Source organism: Altererythrobacter sp. Z27 (assembly GCF_052683155.1).
Genome location: NZ_JBQYMC010000001.1, coordinates 1,227,228 through 1,245,652 on the forward strand (window position 1 = coordinate 1,227,228; position 18,425 = coordinate 1,245,652).

An 18,425-nucleotide genomic window follows, 5' to 3' on the forward strand; every position below is an offset into this window, starting at 1 on the left:
TTTCACCGACCCCTCCAGTATTTGCTTCAGGACGCTAGCCGTCAGAACTTGTAGCGAACCACGCCGCCATAGGTGCGCGGTGCGCTGGGATAACCCGAAACCGTACCGGCCTGCGCCACGCCATCGAACACCGTGAGGATGTACTTGTCGTCAAGCAAATTGCGTGCCCATGCACCGATCTCGAAACCGTTCTCGAGCGCCAGCGTGATCGACGCGTTGACCAGGTTCACTTCGCGCATGAAGTTGTTCGGGCCATAGGTCGGCAAGCCGTTGTTGATGCGGGTGTTGCTTTCATGCGCATAGTCGAGGCGGCTGATCAGGCGATGGCCCGCGTCGAACTCATGCGTATAGGTTGCCGAGGTGGCCAGGTTCCACGAAGGAATGCCACCTGGGCGCTTGCCCGAAAGATCGCCCACCGGGCTTTCGGTGAAGCTGTCGTACAGCGGATCGAGGTAAGTCGCTGCGAACGTAAAGACGAGCCCGTCAGCTGGATTGATCCGCGTGTCGAGTTCGAAGCCCTTCACCGACTGTTCGCCCGCATTGTTGAGCTGGAAGCCCGTGCCGGTGAACAGGAAGCTCTGGAAGCCCTTCAGCGTCTGGTCGAACAGCGCCAGATTGATGTTCACGCCCGGGAGCGAAGCCTTCAGGCCCACTTCCCAGACCTTCGCTTCTTCCGGACCGGCAAAGCGCGAACCGGTGGTCAGGTTCGGCACGCCAAGTCCGCCGTCCTGGATCGGCGACGAAGGTGCGAGGATCGACGAGCGATACGGGCCGGGGATGTAGTCCCCAAACAGCGGGCGCGAATCGCGCGACAGGTTTACCGAACTCGCCTTGAAGCCGGTCGCGTAGCTGAAATAGACATTCACGCGATCCGAAACGTCATAGGCGGCGCGCAGCGTGTAGCTGAAGTCGTCGTCGCGGGTCTTCCCGTCCTCAACCGCATTGGGAATGTTGAGGAACGGCGGCTGGAACTGGAACGGCGCCAATGCCAGCAGCGGGTTGGTGGCGGGATTGATCGCCTGGCTCGCGATGAACTGGAACGCTGGTGCAGTCGCCTGGCCCGTCGCAAAGCTCTGGATCACCGCCGGCGTGACCTGGCTCGGCGGGATCGAAAGCGCCTGCGCGATACCGCCGACGATATAGGCATCGACAAGATTGATGTTTGCGAGTTCGTCGTAGGAAGTCTGGCTAAGCGCGAAATCCTTCTTGTCCTTGGTGTAGTTGAACCCGCCGGTCAGGACGAGGCCGTCGAACACTTCGAAATCCACCGTGCCGAAGATCGACCACGAGGTATTGTCCATCGAATAGCTCTCGGAGGTCAGCGGACCGGGAGAGAAGATGCTGTTCTGCGGAAGGCCGAGCGCCGCTTCCACGCCGCTGAACAGGCCGATGCCGCCGCCCAGCAGTTCGAAGAAGGGACGCGACACCCCACCCGTGATCAAATCGCTTTCCTGGTTGATCTTCTCGTCGAAATAGAAGCCGCCCAACAGGAAGTTGATCGGGCCGTCGAAATCGGAAGCGATCCGCAGTTCCTGAGTGAAGGTATCGACCTTCTGGTCGCGGATTTCGCTGACAATGTCGGCGCTGGTGAAATCGACGTCCTGGTCGACGAAGTTCTTCAGTTCGCGATAGGCGGTGATCGAAGTCACCGAAATCGGGCCGGTTTCCCAATCCATCTGGACCGAGCCGCCGTAATTGTCGACCTGGTTCACCGGGACGCGATTGAGATAGGCGTCATAGCTGAAGAAATCGGTGCTCAGCGCGCCGCCAACGCCGACGACTGCCGCAGCCGTGGGGCCTGCCACCAGCGTGCTGACGGTGCAGCAGGATTCATCGATGCTGGAATAGTCGACGATCGCGCGGATGCGCAGGTCGGCGGTCGGTTCGATCAGCAGCTGGCCGCGCGCGGTCCAGCGGTTGCGGTCCGACAGTTCCTTGTCGAGATTGACGATGCGGGCATAGCCGTCGCGCTTGTTGTAGCTGCCGTCGAGCGAGAAGGCGATGTTATCGCTGATCGGGCCGGTAACGTCGCCCTTGATCTGGATATTGTTGTAATTGCCGTAGCTGGCTTCAATGCCGCCGCCGAAGCTGAACTGCGGTTCGCGGGTGATGACCGAGATCACGCCGGCCGAAGCGTTCTTGCCGAACAGGGTCGACTGCGGGCCGTTGAGCACTTCGATGCGCTGGACGTTGGCAAGGTCGTTGAGCGACGAGGCCGAGCGCGAACGGAACACACCGTCGATAAAGACGCCGACCGAAGGCTCGATGCCGAAGTTGTTGTCGCCATTGCCGAAGCCGCGGATAATGAAGGTCGAGGACGACGAGTTCTGCAGCTGGCTGACGCGCAGCGAAGGCGCCACGGTCTGCAGGTCGAGCACGTCGCGGATCTGCGCCTGCTCAAGCGTTTCGCCCGAAGTCACCGAAACCGAAATCGGCGTTTGCTGCAGCGTCTGTTCGCGCTTGGTCGCGGTCACGACGATCACATTGCTGGCGAATTCCTCACCCTCGTCGGACGCAGCGTCCTGCGCCTGCGCTGCAGCAGGCATGGCAAGGGCAATGGCCGCCGCGCCAGCGAAAAGCGCAACGCGGGGCGAGCCGGCAAAATTGCCGGACAGAATAGAACGCATGATATCTCCTCTCTTGAACGACCGGGGATGGAGATGCTGCCTGGAGAGAAACATCGACCCTGATCCTTGCCGCCCCTAGTAGGAGAGCGCTGGAATCATAACAAGATTCATCGGTGTAGCGCGACATCCTCGCCGCTCCGTGTTGCTGCAGCGACACACCTTACGTTACGTCCACTGTGCCTTATCGCATGTCCGGTGCTTGTGATGTGCCAGCGCATCGGCTAGGGGCGCGCAGCTTTGTGCGGCGCAACATGCCGCCAATCCCCATATCTGCCTGCCAGACCCCATTCGAAAGACCATCATGTCCCGCTCGCTGCGCAATATCGCGATCATCGCCCACGTCGACCACGGCAAGACCACTCTGGTCGATCAGCTGTTCCGCCAGTCGGGCACTTTCCGCGAGAACCAGCGGATCGAAGAGCGCGCGATGGATTCGGGCGATCTCGAAAAGGAACGCGGGATCACCATCCTTGCCAAGTGCACCTCGGTCGAATGGGAACAGGGCGGCGACACCACCCGCATCAACATCGTCGACACGCCCGGCCACGCCGATTTCGGCGCCGAGGTGGAACGCATCCTGAGCATGGTCGACGGCGTGATCCTGCTGGTCGACGCCGCCGAAGGCGCGATGCCGCAGACCAAGTTCGTCACCGGCAAGGCGCTGGCGCTGGGCCTGCGCCCGATCGTGGTGGTCAACAAGATCGATCGCCCCGATGGCCGCCCGCAGGAAGTGCTCGACGAAGTGTTCGACCTCTTCGTCAGCCTCGACGCCCATGACGAACAGCTCGACTTCCCGGTGCTCTACGCTTCGGGCCGCGACGGCTATGCCAGCGACGACCAGGAAGCGCGCGGCGGATCGCTGGCGCCCCTGTTCGACCTGATTGTGAACCACGTGCCTGCACCGGGCCTCGACGAAAACGGCCCCTTCAGCTTCCTCGCCACTTTGCTCGACCGTGACAATTTCATGGGCCGCGTGCTCACCGGGCGCGTCCAGTCGGGCAAGCTCAAGGTCAACGACCCGATCCATGCTCTCGACATGGACGGCAATATTGTCGAGACGGGGCGCGCCACCAAGCTGCTCAGCTTCCGCGGGCTCGAACGCGTGCCGGTCGACGAAGCGCAGGCGGGTGACATCATCGCTCTTGCCGGCCTCGAAAAGGCCACCGTTGCCAACACCATCGCCAATCCTTCGCTCAAGGAGCCGATCGCTGCGCAGCCGATCGACCCGCCGACGCTGGCAATGCGCTTTGCCGTCAACGACAGCCCGCTTGCCGGGCGCGAAGGCGACAAGGTGACCAGCCGCATGATCCGCGACCGCTTGCTGCGCGAAGCGGAGACCAACGTCGCCATTCGCGTCACCGAAAGCGCCGACAAAGACAGCTTCGAAGTGGCCGGGCGCGGCGAACTCCAGCTGGGCGTGCTGATCGAAACCATGCGCCGCGAAGGCTTCGAACTCGGCATCAGCCGCCCCAAGGTGCTGTTCCGCGAAGAGAACGGCCAGCGGACCGAGCCCTATGAAACCGTCGTGATCGACGTCGATGACGAACACTCGGGCACGGTCGTGGAGAAAATGCAGCGCCGCAAGGCCGAGCTGGTCGAGATGCGCCCCTCGGGCGTCGGCAAGACCCGCATCACCTTCTCTGCACCCTCGCGCGGCCTCATCGGCTATCACGGCGAATTCCTGTCCGACACGCGCGGCACCGGCATCATGAACCGGCTGTTCGAAAAATATGGACCCTATAAGGGCCCGATCGAAGGCCGCATCAACGGCGTGCTGATCTCGAATTCGGATGGCGACGCGGTGGCCTATGCGCTCAACGCGCTGGAAGAGCGCGGCGAGCTGTTCATCAGCCCGCAGGCGCGCGTCTATGAAGGCATGATCATCGGCGAAAACGCCAAGCCGGACGATCTCGAAGTCAATCCGCTCAAGTCGAAGCAGCTCACCAACATCCGCTCTTCGGGCAAGGATGACGCGATCCGCCTCACTCCGCCGCGCCGGATGAGCCTGGAACAGGCGATCGCCTATATCGACGATGACGAGATGGTCGAAGTGACGCCCAAGTCGATCCGGCTTCGCAAGGCGATCCTGTGCCCGCACGAGCGCAAGAAGGCGAGCCGCAAGAAGGACGCGGCCTGATTTCCTGCGGTGTGCCCTGCGCGGCATGCCTTCCCCGAGACGCGATGACGCTGCCCCGCTAGCCGAAAGGCTTGCGGGTGCGGTTGCTGCGCCCTAGTCCTCCGGCCCGAACAGGTTCCCGGAGTCGTCCATGAAGCGTACCTTCGCCGCTCTTGCTGCAACTATCGCCAGCCTTGCGCTCGCCACGCCCCTCGCAGCGGACGACCATGCCTCCGCCCGCCCCGTAGCCGAGCAGATCGGCGCCGGTGGCCGGCCCATCGGCGCGGACTGGTCGCGCAGCCCGGTCCATGCGCAGCACGGCATGGCGGCAACCGCGCATCCGCTGGCGACCCAGATCGCGCTCGATATCCTCAAGGCGGGCGGCAATGCGGTCGATGCAGCGATAGCGGCCAATGCCGCGCTGGGCTTGATGGAGCCGACCGGCAACGGGATCGGCGGCGACATCTTCGTGATCATCTACGATCCCAAGACCGACAAGCTCTATGGCCTCAATGGTTCGGGCCATTCGCCGAAGAACCAGACGCTCGAACAGCTCAAGGAAAAGCTCGGCGGAGCGGACAGCCTCCCGGCCTTCGGCCCCCTGCCGATCACTATCCCCGGCACGGTCGATGGCTGGTTCGAAATGCACAACCGCTTCGGCCAATTGCCGATGGCCGATGTGCTGGCGCCGACCATCAAATACGCGCGCGAGGGGCATCCCGTTGCACCCGTCATCGGAATGTATCTGGCGAGTGCGCTACGCAATTTCGAGCGCAATTCCAGCAAGTTCGATTTCAGCAATGCCCGCGCCACCTGGTTCGCCAATGGTGCGCCCGAGGCTGGCGAGATCTTCAAGAATCCCGACCTTGCCAATACGCTCGAGCGGATCGCGCAGAACGGCCGTGACGAATTCTATCGCGGCGAAAGCACGAAGATCATGGTCGACTACCTGCAGCGCCAGGGATCGGCCTTCACGCTGGAGGATTTCGCCGAGCATCGCAGCGAATGGGTCGACCCCGCCTGCGTGCATTATCGCAAGGGCTATGAGCTTTGCGAACTGCCGCCCAACACGCAGGGCTTTGCCGCGCTGCAGATGGTCAATATCCTCAAGAATGTCGATCTGGCGCAATGGGAACGCGGCAGCCCCGAAGTGATCCATTACATCACCGAAGCCAAGCGGATCGCCTATGCCGATGTCGCGAAATTCTACGCCGATCCGGACTATGCGCCCTTCCCGATGGAATTGCTGAGCGACGAATATGGCAAGGCGCGCTTCGAGCTGATCGATCCGGACAAAGCCACGCCCGAATTCGGGCCGGGCGAGCCCAAGCTGGAGGGGCCGGGCGACACGACCTACATGACCGTGGTCGATGGCGACGGGCTGATGGTCAGCCTGATCCAGTCGAACTATCGCGGGATGGGCGGCGGGCTTACGCCTGACGGCATGGGCTTCATGTTCCAGGATCGCGGCGAACTCTACAGCCTCGATCCCGCGCATGCCAACGCCTATGCGCCGGGCAAGCGCCCGTTCCACACCATCATCCCGGCCTTCGTGAAGAAAGACGGCAAGCCCTATATGACGTTGGGCCTTATGGGCGGCGGGATGCAGCCGCAGGGCCATGTGCAGGTGCTGATCAACCTCGTCGATTACGGCATGAATTTGCAGGAAGCGGGCGACGCCGCGCGGCTCAACCACGATGGCGGCCGCCAGCCGACCGAAGCCACCAGCGGCCCCTCGGCCGATCCGCTCGGCACTTTGTTCGTCGAGCCGGGCATCCCGGCAGCGACTGTCGAAGCGCTGAAGAAAATGGGCCACAAGGTCGAAGTCATCGACAATGGCATCATGTTCGGCGGGTATCAGGCGATCGCGCGCGACCCTGAAACCGGCGTGCTGACCGGCGCGACCGAGATGCGCAAGGACGGGCAGGCACAGGGATACTGAGGCGGTAGCCCCCGCTATCGCAGTAGCCAGCGTGGCTGCGGCCTGATAATTCCCGACCGATGCAGACCGGAACCCTGATCGCGCTCGCGCTCTACTTCGCCCTCATGCTCGCGATCGGCTTCTATGCCTGGCGCCGCTCGACTGCCGATAGCGAGGGATATTTGCTCGCCGGGCGCAACCTCCCCCCTGCGGTGGCCGCGCTCAGTGCAGGCGCTTCGGACATGTCGGGCTGGTTGCTGCTGGGGTTGCCGGGCGCGCTCTATGCCGCAGGGCTGGTCGAGGCATGGATCGGGATCGGCCTGTTCGTGGGCGCGCTGGTCAATTGGATCGTGGTTGCGCCGCGCCTGCGCGAACAGACCGAGACGCTCGGCAATGCGCTCACTATCCCCGAATTCCTCGCCAACCGCTTCCCCGACAAGGCGATCGCCTTGCGGCTCGTGTCGGCGGTGGTGATCGTCGTCTTCTTCGCGGTCTATACCTCGGCCGGGCTGGTGGGCGGCGGCAAGCTGTTCGCGACGACTTTCGCCGGATTGTTCGGCGATATCGGCATGAGCGACTACATGCTGGGCATCTGGATCACAGCGGGCGTGGTGCTGGCCTATACGATGGTGGGCGGCTTCCTGGCGGTGAGCCTGACCGATTTCGTGCAGGGCCTGATCATGGTGACGGCGCTGGTGGTGATGCCTCTGGTCGTGATGTTCGGACCCGGCGGAACCGCCGGTGCCTCGCTCGTCGCGGTGCCGCAGGAAGGCTTCCTCAGCCTCACCCACGGGCTGACCTTCATCGGGTTCCTCTCGGCGGTGACATGGGGCCTCGGCTATTTCGGCCAGCCGCATATCATCGTGCGCTTCATGGCTGTGCGGAGCGTGGCGGACGTCCCCACGGCACGGAATATCGGCATGAGCTGGATGGCGGTTTGCCTCATCGGCGCGATCGGGATCGGGCTCGCAGGCCGGGCCTATGTCGAACGCAACGGGCTGGTGCTCGAAGATCCCGAAACCATCTTCATCGTGCTTGCCAATTTGCTCTTCACACCCTTGGTGACCGGCTTCCTGCTTGCCGCCCTGTTGGCCGCAATCATGAGCACGATCAGCTCGCAGCTGCTGGTCGCTTCATCCTCGCTGACCGAGGATTTCTACCGCCTGTTCCTGCGCAAGAACTGCAGCGAGCGCGAAGCGGTGAACGTGGGCCGCATTTGCGTGGCGCTGGTCGCGCTCGCCGCCATCGTGATCGCGAGCGACCCCGACAGCCAGGTGCTGGGGCTGGTGTCGAACGCATGGGCCGGATTTGGCGCCGCCTTCGGCCCGCTGATCGTGCTGGCGCTGACATGGGGCCGGATGACCGGTGCGGGCGCGGTGGCGGGCCTGGTGACGGGCGCGAGTGTCGTGATCGGCTGGATTGCGCTGGGCTGGAACGCAGTCTTCATGGGCGGCCCCGGGGTTTACGAGATCATTCCGGGTTTCATCGCGGCATGGATCGCCATCGTTGCAGTGAGCCGGATGACATCGAAGGAGAGTTGAAATGGCGCGTGTGACCGGCTTGGGCGGCGTGTTCTATGTCGTGAAGGACCCGGAGGCGACGCGCGCCTGGTATCGCGAGAAGCTGGGGATCGACGGCCCCTATGGCCCACAGCTCGCCTGGGCCGATGAGCCCAAGGCCAATCCCTATTCGCTGATCAGCCAGTTCGCCGACGATACCTATGTGAAGCCCGGCAAGGGCGGCTTCATGATCAATTTGCGGGTCGACGACCTCGACGGCTTCGTCAAAGTCCTGAAGAAGCGCGGGGTGAAGATCCTAGACAGCATTGACGAGGGCTATGGCAAATTCGCCTGGCTGCTCGACCCTGACGGGGTGAAGATCGAGTTGTGGGAACAGGTGGCAGACGAACTGCCCGAATAATGCGCCGGGCCCGCGCTTCGCGGGCAGCATCTTTACCTTTTATTAAGCACGATTTCGCACACTCCGCGGCATGTTTCGACGCGCGATCTTCCTTGCTCTCGCAACCGCCACGCTGGCAGCTTGCGGCGCGGTGCCCAGCGGGCCCACGCGCAGCCCGCAATCGGCACCCCGCCCCGTCGCGATCAGCCCTGACGCGCAGATGTGCCTTGCGGGCCTGAGCGACGCGGGTTCGCGCTTTTCGCCCTTGCCTGACCGCTTTGACGGGCCGGGATGCGCGGTGACCGGCGCGGTGCAGCTTTCCGCCGTTCGCGGCGACCGGACACAATTGGGAATCAGCAATATCGGCCCGGTCGAATGCGCCACAGCTCAGGCCTTTGCCGCATGGGCCCGCTTTGGCGTCGACCGTGCCGCACGGCAGATCCTCGGCAGCCCGATCGAACGGATCGAGACCATGGGGAGCTATGTCTGCCGCAATGTCGCCGGCACTGAGCGCCGCTCGGCGCATTCCCGCGCCGAAGCAATCGATATCGCCGCTTTCATCCTCGCCGACGGGCGCCGCATCAGCGTGTTGGGCGACTGGTCCGGAGACAGCCGCGAGGAACGCGAATTCCTGCGTGTCGTGCATCAAAGCGCGTGCAAGCGTTTCGGCACGGTGCTGGGGCCGGACTACAACGCGGCGCATCGCGACCATCTGCATCTCGAAATCGGCGGCGGAAGCTTCTGCCGCTAAAGCTGGCCTAGAGCCGCGCTTCGATTTTCAGTCGCACTGCATCGGCGGGGTGCGTGGCACCCAGTTTGGTCATCATGTTGGCGCGGTGGATTTCGACCGTGCGCGGGCTGATCTCCAGTTCGCGTGCGATGGTCTTGTTGCTGCTGCCCTGCGCCAGCCAGTCCAGAACTTCGCGCTCTCGATTGGAGAGGTTGGCAATGCGACTGCGGGCTTCGATCATGCGCCTGCGCGCCTCGCAATAGGCTTCGATTTCATCGGAAACGCGCGCCAGGCACTCTTCAAGCCCCGTTGGATCGAACGGCAACGTAAGATAATCGAGCGCGCCTGACTTGATTGCCGTGACGATCTGGTCCGACCGGGGTTCTTCATCGACCGCGATGAGAGGGAGCGAAACGCCCAGCGCCGCCAGCCGTTCGAGTATCGCGCCAACGCTCCTCTCGCCTTCCCCGTCGCGCGCGATTATGATCCCGCTGCGCGGCGGATGGTCGGCCAATTCTTCGAGCGTGCCATAGACTTCGCAATGATGGCCCAGGCCGAATGCTAGGCGAGAGAACTCGGCGCGAGAGCGGCTCGATGGTTCGATATAGTGGAGCGTTGGTTTCGTTGCCATGCACCGATTCTGGGCAAAAAATAGAACTCAATCACGTCTGATCGGGTCCGAATTCGTACCAATATCCCTGAAAACCTGAAATTTATCATAATTTCATTTGCAAATACTCATCCATTATCGACCAGATATAGACAATTTTCCTTCCTGTATTTTCACAGATCGCCCAGAAATCCCGAAAGCGGATAAACCCCAGGACGCAAACAGGCAGCCAGAGCCGATCTTCAACTGGACTGAAATCGGCCAAAGCGCCGTTGCGGTCACGGCATTTGTGCCCCATATGTTCGCACATGGCGGAATTGGTGATCAGGCGCGGGCTGGAAGAACCCGACACCAGCGGCGAGTTTATCCCGCACAAGCCTGCACGCCCGGAAAAGGCCGATGGCGGAAGGCCGTTCAAGCTGATTTCGGACTATGAGCCCAGCGGCGACCAGCCGACCGCGATCGCCGAACTGGTCGGTGCGGCAAGCGAAGGCGAACAGACGCAGGTGCTGCTGGGCGTAACCGGCAGCGGCAAGACCTTCACCATGGCCAAGGTGATCGAGCAAATGCAGCGGCCCGCGCTGGTGCTGGCGCCGAACAAGATCCTCGCCGCGCAGCTCTATGGCGAATTCAAGAGCTTCTTCCCGGAGAATGCGGTCGAGTATTTCGTATCCTATTACGACTACTACCAGCCCGAAGCCTACGTCCCGCGCAGCGATACATACATCGAGAAGGAAAGCTCGGTGAACGAAGCGATCGACCGGATGCGCCACTCGGCCACGCGCGCCTTGCTCGAACGTGATGACGTGATCATCGTCGCATCGGTGAGCTGCCTCTATGGCATCGGCTCGGTCGAGACCTATTCGGCCATGGTGTTCGACATCAAGGCAGGCAGCACGGTCGACCAGCGCGAACTGATCCGCAAGCTCGTTGCCCTGCAATACAAACGCAACGACACCGCCTTCGCGCGCGGCAGCTTCCGCGTGCGCGGAGACAATCTGGAGCTGTTCCCCAGCCACTATGAAGACATGGCCTGGCGCATCAGCTTCTTCGGCGACGAGATCGAGGAGATCGCCGAATTCGACCCGCTCACCGGCAAGAAGGGCGCGACTCTCGAAAAAGTTCGCGTCTATGCGAACTCGCACTATGTCACCCCCGGCCCGACGATGAAGCAGGCCACCGAAGCAATCAAATTCGAACTGCAGGAACGGCTCAAGGAACTGCATGAAGAGGGTCGGCTGCTCGAAGCGCAACGACTGGAGCAGCGCACCAATTTCGATCTCGAGATGATTGCCGCAACCGGCAGTTGTGCAGGGATCGAGAATTACTCGCGCTTCCTCACCGGGCGCCTGCCGGGCGAGCCGCCGCCGACCCTGTTCGAATATCTGCCGGAAAATGCACTGCTGTTCGTCGACGAAAGCCACCAGACGGTGCCGCAGATCGGCGCGATGGCTCGCGGCGACCATCGGCGCAAAATCACGCTGGCCGAATATGGCTTCCGCCTGCCGAGCTGCATCGACAACCGCCCGCTGCGCTTCAACGAATGGGATGCGATGCGCCCGCAGACCATCGCCGTTTCAGCGACGCCCGGCGGCTGGGAAATGGAGCAGACCGGCGGCGTCTTCGCCGAGCAGGTTATCCGCCCTACCGGCTTGATCGATCCGCCGGTCGAAATCCGCCCGGTCGAGGACCAGGTGCAGGACTGCATCGAGGAGTGCAAGAAAACCGCCAAGCTCGGCTACCGCACTCTCGTCACCACCCTGACCAAACGCATGGCGGAGGATTTGACCGAGTTCATGCATGAAGCGGGCGTCAAGGTGCGCTACATGCACTCGGACGTGGAGACGCTCGAACGCATCGAACTGATCCGCGATCTGCGCCTTGGCGTTTATGATGTGCTGGTGGGGATCAACCTGCTGCGCGAAGGGCTCGACATCCCCGAATGCGGCCTGGTCTGCATCCTCGACGCCGACAAGGAAGGCTTCTTGCGCTCCGAAACTTCGCTCATCCAGACGATTGGCCGCGCCGCGCGCAATGTCGATGGCCGCGTGATCCTCTATGCCGATCGCGTCACCGGCAGCATGGAGCGCGCCATGGCAGAGACCGAGCGCCGCCGCGAAAAGCAGCGCGAGTATAACGAAGCGCACGGCATCACTCCGCAGACTATCAAGCGCGCGATCGCCGATATCGTGGCGCATACCGCATCGCAGGACGGGGTGACAGTCGACACGGGCGACGAAGAGCGCAACAACCTCGTCGGGCACAATTTGCGCTCCTACATCGAGGATCTCGAGAAGCGCATGCGTGCCGCCGCCGCCGATCTCGAATTCGAGGAAGCCGGGCGATTGCGCGACGAGATTCGCAGGCTCGAAAACGAAGAGCTGGGGCTGTCGGACGGCGAGAAATTCGCGCCGATCAGAGGCAAGTCGACCGAAGGGCGGCCGGGCACGCGCAAGATGCGCTACGGCAAAACGCAGCGAAAAATGCGCTGACGCGAGCTCGCGATTGCGTCGCGGTCCGGCTTGAAATAGCTAGAGTCGCATGATCAACAAAAAGATGCTCGCGGCGCTTGCAGCCGCTTCGCTCGTCCCGCTCCCTGCCGCTGTGCATGCCGAGAAGGAGGCTGACGCGAAGAGCGCTCCCGGCGCCTACACGCCGAACTCGGCATCCAAGCGCTTCACCGGCAATTTCGGCGGCAAGAGCGTCAGCTACACCGCGACGATCCAGGAGCAGGTGCTCAAGGATGACAAGGGCACGCCCAAGGCGGCGATCGTCACGACGTCTTATGTCGCGGAACCGCGCAATCCCAATCGGCCGGTAACCTTCCTGTTCAACGGCGGGCCGGGTTCGGCCTCGCTCTGGCTGCAAATGGGCGCTTTCGGACCCAAGCGTGTCGCTATCCCCTCCGATGCGCGCGATGACAGCGGCCCGCCCTACCCGCTGCTCGACAATCCAGATTCGATCCTCGACGTTACCGACCTCGTCTTCATCGATCCGGTCGGCACGGGCTGGTCGCACACGATCGGCGATACCGATCCCAAGGACTATTGGGGCGTGACGCAGGACGCCAAGTCGGTCGCACAGGTGATCCGCCAGTGGCTGTCCGAGAACGGCCGCTGGAACAGCCCCAAGTTCCTCGGCGGCGAAAGCTACGGCACCACGCGCTCAGCCGCGGTCGTGAACGAGCTTGAGGGCGGGTATAACGACGTCGCGCTCAACGGCGTGATCCTGATTTCGACCGTGCTCGACTTCGGTGCGGGAGCGGATACCGAAGGAAACGAGCTCAGCTACATCACAAACCTGCCGAGCTATGCCGCAACCGCGCTCTATCATGGCAAGGCCAGTGCGCCTTCGGTCGAAGCGTTCGTCGAGGACGCGCGCCGTTTCGCGATCGGCGCCTATGGCGCATTCCTGCTCAAGGGGCAGATGGCCAGCACCGAGGAACGCACCGCTGTCCGCAAGGAACTTGCCCGCTTCACCGGCCTGTCCGAGCAATATCTCGAGAATGCCGACCTGCGCGTGACGCCCTATCGCTTCTACAAGGAGCTGCTGCGCGATCGCGGGCTCACCGTCGGCCGGCTCGACAGCCGCTACACCGGCAAGGACTATGACAATGCCGGCGAAGGGCCGGACAACGATCCGAGCTTCTACGGCATCGACGGCGGCTACACCGCCGCCGCCAACAGCTATTTCCGCGACACGATCGGCTATTCGACCGAGCGCAATTACTCGACGATCGGCGGGGTCCGCGACTGGGATTGGCGCCTGCGGGGCGGGCGGGACACCAATGCCTATCTCAACGTTGCGCCCTATCTGGGCAAGGCGATGCGCGAGAATTCGGGGCTGCGCCTCCTGGTGGCGCAAGGCTGGTACGATTTCGCCACGCCCTTCTTCGCGGCGGAATACTCGCTGACCCGCACCGGCATTCCGCAGGACCGCGTCAAGTTCACTTACTATGATTCGGGCCACATGATGTATGTGCGCGACGAAGACCGGCAGAAGCTGTCGGCCGACGTCCGCGAGTTCATCCAGTCGCGCTGATTATTCGGCAGCTTCCTTGACCGGAGGCTCGGGATAGCTGGCCATCTGCCAGAGCACTTCGTCTGGCAGGGCCAGCACCTGCTTGTAACGGTCGAGGTCCATCGCCTGGTGCGGCTTCGCCGGGTCATAGGGCGGCTGCGGCACCGCCCCACCCTCGCCCGCATAGGCCTTGGGTGCGGAATAGGCGGCCATGTCATCCGCATCGATCCCGACCTTGGCTGCGGCACTGGCGTCAAGCCAGCGCGCAGGCTCGATCGCGCTGTCCGACCATGCCACTTCGAGCGTCAGATTTTCCGGCCCGGCGAAATAGATCGACTGGCACATGCCGTGGTCGATCGGGCCATAGACGTTCACTCCGCGGCTGCGGATGCGGTCGCGCAGCGCGATCAGGTCTTCGCGGCTGTCGGCCTTGAACGCCAGGTGCTGCATCGTGCCCGGCGCGGCATTGCCCCCGCCCCAACCCGCATGGGTCTGGCCGATTACCGTTTCCACGCCCGCAGTCTCGGGCAGCTGGACCAGGCTGAACTGGCAATCTTCGGACAGTTCGAGGAAGGCATGGATACCGCCCGGCACGCCATGCATATCGAAGATCGCGACCAACCGGCACCCCAGCACATCGCTGAAGAATTCGATCTGGCTCTTCATGTCCCCGGTCATCACCGCCAGATGATGAATACCGGTGGGATGCACATTTACGCTCATTGCGCTTCTCCTCGCCCTCGGTCTAACCCCGTGTCAGCGGGAGGATGCCTGACATGATGCCAATTCGCCAGCCCTATGGTGTAGTCTACAAGGAAGAAAGCGGCTTCAAGGACGTCTATGGCGGAACTTCCGGCATGGTTTTCGTCGAATGCATGCGGATTGCCGCAAGCGAAGAGCCTGCCAAAAGAGCCATCGTGTTTAGCCATCCGATCGGCGGCGGATCCTTCCTGCCGCTGGTGAGCGCGCTGGCCCGCGCCGGGCAGGACGTGATCTATGTGAACACGCGCTATCGGGGGAACGACAGCGCGCTGGTCATGGAAAAGTGCATCTCCGACCTCGGTGCGGCGATCAAGAACGCCAAGGCGCGCTTCGGCTATGAGAAGATCGTGCTGGGCGGCTGGTCGGGCGGCGGGTCGCTCTCGTTATTCTACCAGGACCAGGCGGAGAACCCTACGATCACCCACACGCCCGCGGGCGATCCCTTTGACATTGCCGCGCTCAAATTGCCGCCGGTCGACGGCATCATGCTGCTCGCAGCGCATATCAGCCGCGCGATCACGCTCACCGAGTGGATCGACCCGTCGATCACCGACGAGACGCGCCCGTTCGAGCGCGATCCCGAACTCAATATCTACGATCCGGCCAATCCGAACCAGCCGCCCTATACGGAGGAATTCGTTGCCCGTTTCCGCGCGGCGCAGGTGGCGCGCAACCGCCGCATCACCGACTGGGTAAAGGGCCAGTTGGAGGAGCTGAAGGCGTCGGGCCAGCCCAATGCCGAACGCGGCTTCGTGGTCCACGGAACCATGGCCGATGTGCGCTGGACCGATCCCACGCAAGACGCATCCGACCGGCGCCCGCATGAATGCTATCTCGGCGATCCCAAGGTCGCCAATGACGGGCCGGTCGCGCTGGCGCGTTTCTGCACGCTCAGGAGCTGGCTCTCGCAATGGGGCCATGACACCACCAATGCCGACGGGCTGGGCAATGCATCACGGATTTCCTGCCCGGTGCTGGTGATCAACAACACCGCCGATCTTGCCTGCACCCCCAGCCATGCGCAGCGGCTGTTCGATGCGGTGGGCCATGCAGACAAGGAATATCACGACGTCGTGGGGGCGGATCATTACTACATCGAACGGCCCGACCTTTTGCCGCAAGCGGTCGAAATCTGTTCCGAATGGCTTTCGCGAAAGTTCGATTGATGCGCCATTTCCTGCTGCTCTTGCCTGTGCTGGCGCTGGCCGGATGCAAGCCGCCGCCGACCGATGCCGATATCGCCGCGAGCGAAGCGGCTGCACCGGTGAGCCCGTCCGAGCCGATCGACTCGCCCGAAACCGAAGGCGCGGTGTGGGCGGACAGCCAAACGGCGGGCCGCATCCTCTATGGCATTCCCGGCGAGCCGCCGCTGATGGCGCTGGCATGCGGTGAAGCCAACGGGCAGCCGAGCATTCGCCTGACCCGCTTCGCTATCGCCGACGAGGGGGCACTGGCCTTCGCCGCTCTGATCGGCAACGGCCATGTCTCGCGCATTCCGGTCGATGCGACCGAAGTTGACGGCGCATCGATCTGGCAAGGTGACATCCCCGCCTCTGACCCGAAGCTCGAAGTGCTTACCGGGTCGCGCGAAGTGGGGGTGACGATCCCGGGCGCCGGCAGGCTGGTACTCAACCGCAGTTCGCGCCCGGGCGAGCTAATCGAGGCTTGCCGCGCTGCAGCCGAACCCATCGATCAGGCTAACGAGAGCGCTGCGCCCGATCAATAAGCATGTCGGCGGTGAGCACCTGCGGTAGCTGCTCGGCCTCGGCGCCGGGCTCGTACCACAGATAGAGCGGCACGCCCGCGGCACCCTGTTCGGTCAGGAAGGTGCTGATTTCCGCGTCCCTTCGGGTCCAGTCGCCCACCATCGGGATCACACCCGCCTTGTCGAAGGCAGCCTTGGTTGCCTCGCGCTCGATTGCGACGCCTTCATTGACCTTGCAGGTCACGCACCAGTCGGCCGTGAACCACACGAACACCGGCTTGCCGCTGGCGCGCGCTTCGGCGAGTGTAGCCGCGCTGAACTCGCGCGGAGCAAGGATCGATTGCGCAGTGCCCGATTCCTGTTCTGCATAACTCGACGGCAGCGCAAATGCGCCGAAGATCAGGAAGGGCGCAGCGATCAGCCCGAAGGCGGGCCAGGCCATCTTGCCGCGCTTCTGCAGCCGCCCCGTCACCATCAGCGCCATGATTACGCCAGCGGTCGTAACCAGCGCGAACATGGCGAAGCCTTGGCCGCCGAGCCGCGCGGTGAGCCACACCAGCGCCAGCGCGGTTAGCCCCATCGGCAACGCCATCGCCTTGCGGAAGCGGTCCATCCACGGGCCGGGCCGGGGCAACATTCCCCGCAACGCGGGTACGAAGCCGATCAGGAGGAAGGGCAGCGCCAGTCCCAGCCCCAGCGCGGCGAACAGCAGCAGCGCTTGCACGGGCGGCAGCAACAGCGCCGCACCCAGCGCCACGGCCATGAACGGCCCGGTGCAAGGCGTCGCGACAAAGGCCGCAAGTAGGCCGGTGGCAAAGGCGCTGGCAGGTTCCCCGCTGCGGGTGAACGAGAGCGAAGGCAGTTCGAAAAGCCCCGCGAAATTGGCGGTGATTGCAGCAGCCAGCACCAGCAGGAACACCACGACTCCCGGTTCCTGAAGCTGGAAGGCCCAGCCGACCTGAGTGCCCGCCGCACGCAGCGCCAGCATGGTCGCGCCCAGCGCCATGCAAGCGAGCACGACACCGGCGGTATAGGCAATGCCCTCGCGCCGGGCCTGCGCCTGGCTTTCGCCCGCGCGCGCAAGGCTGAGCGCCTTGATGCTGAGGATCGGGAAGACGCAAGGCATCACGTTGAGCAGCAACCCGCCCAGCAGCGCGCCGATCAGCAGCGCCCACACCGGAGGCGCGGCATCGCCCTGCCCCGAAACCAGCGTGCCGCCGCCGGGCACTTCGCCCGGCAGCGCTTCGAAACGAATGCCATTGCCCCCTCCAAGCGCAAGGATGCCTTCGACGGCTTCAGGCTCGGCCCCGCCCTTGAGCTGGATTTCGGCGACCAGCATGTCGCCATTGCGGCGGAAAACCTGTGCGGCGGCATAATCGACCAGTCGCTCGGTCCGCATGAACACATGCGGCGCATCGAGCTGCATCGCAGCGGGAATGGGAATGGCCAGCCGCAGCAGATTTCCTGCGATCTCATAGCGTCCCTTGCGGTCAAGCGGCGGAGCGATCGCCGCGCGCCAGATCGGAAAGCGCTCATCCGCTATGAAGAACGCGGGATCGGTCTGCACCAGCGCTGTCATGCGCGCCTGTTCTGGAACGCAGATCGCATCGGTGCATGCCAGCCATTGCCCCTCGACCGCGATCGGGACCGGGCCCGACGCTGCAAAGCCTTCGGGCACCGACACCGGCACGAGGACCGAATAGGCGCCTTTGTAGACATGATTCATCAGCCCGCTGATGCGCAGGGTCTGCGGCACAGGGTAAAGCGGCTCGCCAGCCTGCCAGCCTTCGGGCAATGCCCAGTTCAGCTGCATGCCCAGCCCCGCATCGCCCGGATTGGACCAATAGCCGTGCCATTCGTCCGACACTGGCTCGAAATGGATCGCAAGGGTCAGGGTTTCGCCCGCCCGCGCGGGTTCTTCCGCATGCAGGCTGGCGACCAGATTATTGTCCTGCGCGCGCAGCGGCACCGCAAGCGCGACAATCAGCAGCAGGATGAAAGCCTTGAATATGCGTAACGTGCTTGCGCGCATGGT

13 protein-coding genes are annotated in these 18,425 nt (G+C 63.3%); 9 read left to right on the forward strand and 4 right to left on the reverse strand.

Going from position 1 to position 18,425, the window contains the following annotated elements; genetic code table 11:
* Positions 1 to 41: 41 nt before the first annotated feature.
* Positions 42 to 2,627, reverse strand: a complete 2,586-nt coding sequence (locus tag ACUJ47_RS06085; protein ID WP_445537521.1) for a TonB-dependent receptor — start codon at positions 2,625 to 2,627, stop codon at positions 42 to 44.
* A gap of 301 nt (positions 2,628 to 2,928) precedes the next feature.
* Between ACUJ47_RS06085 and typA the strand changes: the two genes are divergently transcribed.
* The 5 genes from typA to ACUJ47_RS06110 all read left to right on the forward strand — a co-directional run bounded on the left by typA (position 2,929) and on the right by ACUJ47_RS06110 (position 9,314).
* Complete coding sequence (gene typA / locus ACUJ47_RS06090; RefSeq protein WP_445537522.1) at positions 2,929 to 4,764, forward strand: translational GTPase TypA; 1,836 nt, start codon at positions 2,929 to 2,931, stop codon at positions 4,762 to 4,764.
* A gap of 130 nt (positions 4,765 to 4,894) precedes the next feature.
* Entirely contained in the window at positions 4,895 to 6,685 is a 1,791-nt protein-coding gene (gene ggt / locus ACUJ47_RS06095; RefSeq protein WP_445537523.1) for a gamma-glutamyltransferase, read from the forward strand.
* Between the two features lie 59 nt (positions 6,686 to 6,744).
* The gene (putP, locus tag ACUJ47_RS06100) at positions 6,745 to 8,205 is read left to right on the forward strand and encodes a sodium/proline symporter PutP (RefSeq protein WP_445537524.1); all 1,461 of its coding nucleotides are present in this window, start codon (positions 6,745 to 6,747) and stop codon (positions 8,203 to 8,205) included.
* A gap of 1 nt (position 8,206) precedes the next feature.
* On the forward strand, positions 8,207 to 8,584 hold the full coding sequence (locus ACUJ47_RS06105; protein ID WP_354144222.1) for a VOC family protein: 378 nt from the start codon (positions 8,207 to 8,209) through the stop codon (positions 8,582 to 8,584).
* Positions 8,585 to 8,654: 70 nt separating this feature from the next.
* Positions 8,655 to 9,314: an extensin family protein gene (locus ACUJ47_RS06110; RefSeq protein ID WP_445537525.1), complete on the forward strand. Its 660-nt coding sequence runs from the start codon at positions 8,655 to 8,657 to the stop codon at positions 9,312 to 9,314.
* Between the two features lie 7 nt (positions 9,315 to 9,321).
* Here ACUJ47_RS06110 and ACUJ47_RS06115 read toward each other — a convergent pair whose 3' ends face one another.
* Positions 9,322 to 9,924 (reverse strand): response regulator transcription factor, encoded by a 603-nt coding sequence (locus tag ACUJ47_RS06115; protein WP_445537526.1) that lies wholly within the window; start codon positions 9,922 to 9,924, stop codon positions 9,322 to 9,324.
* A 287-nt stretch (positions 9,925 to 10,211) separates the two neighbouring features.
* Here ACUJ47_RS06115 and uvrB point away from each other — a divergent pair, with 287 nt between their 5' ends.
* Both uvrB and ACUJ47_RS06125 read left to right on the forward strand, forming a co-directional pair.
* Positions 10,212 to 12,395, forward strand: a complete 2,184-nt coding sequence (gene uvrB / locus ACUJ47_RS06120; protein ID WP_445537527.1) for an excinuclease ABC subunit UvrB — start codon at positions 10,212 to 10,214, stop codon at positions 12,393 to 12,395.
* A gap of 49 nt (positions 12,396 to 12,444) precedes the next feature.
* Complete coding sequence (locus tag ACUJ47_RS06125) at positions 12,445 to 13,944, forward strand: S10 family peptidase (RefSeq protein ID WP_445537528.1); 1,500 nt, start codon at positions 12,445 to 12,447, stop codon at positions 13,942 to 13,944.
* Here the strand turns inward: ACUJ47_RS06125 and ACUJ47_RS06130 are convergent, their stop codons facing one another.
* Positions 13,945 to 14,646 (reverse strand): VOC family protein, encoded by a 702-nt coding sequence (locus ACUJ47_RS06130; RefSeq protein WP_445537529.1) that lies wholly within the window; start codon positions 14,644 to 14,646, stop codon positions 13,945 to 13,947.
* Positions 14,647 to 14,699: 53 nt separating this feature from the next.
* Here ACUJ47_RS06130 and ACUJ47_RS06135 point away from each other — a divergent pair, with 53 nt between their 5' ends.
* On the forward strand, positions 14,700 to 15,851 hold the full coding sequence (locus ACUJ47_RS06135) for an alpha/beta hydrolase family protein (protein WP_445537530.1): 1,152 nt from the start codon (positions 14,700 to 14,702) through the stop codon (positions 15,849 to 15,851).
* Entirely contained in the window at positions 15,827 to 16,411 is a 585-nt protein-coding gene (locus ACUJ47_RS06140; protein WP_445537531.1) for a hypothetical protein, read from the forward strand. Before ACUJ47_RS06135 ends, ACUJ47_RS06140 begins: the two co-directional genes overlap by 25 nt.
* Here the strand turns inward: ACUJ47_RS06140 and ACUJ47_RS06145 are convergent.
* Positions 16,383 to 18,422, reverse strand: a complete 2,040-nt coding sequence (locus tag ACUJ47_RS06145) for a protein-disulfide reductase DsbD family protein (protein ID WP_445537532.1) — start codon at positions 18,420 to 18,422, stop codon at positions 16,383 to 16,385. The genes ACUJ47_RS06140 and ACUJ47_RS06145 overlap by 29 nt on opposite strands.
* Positions 18,423 to 18,425: the final 3 nt, after the last annotated feature.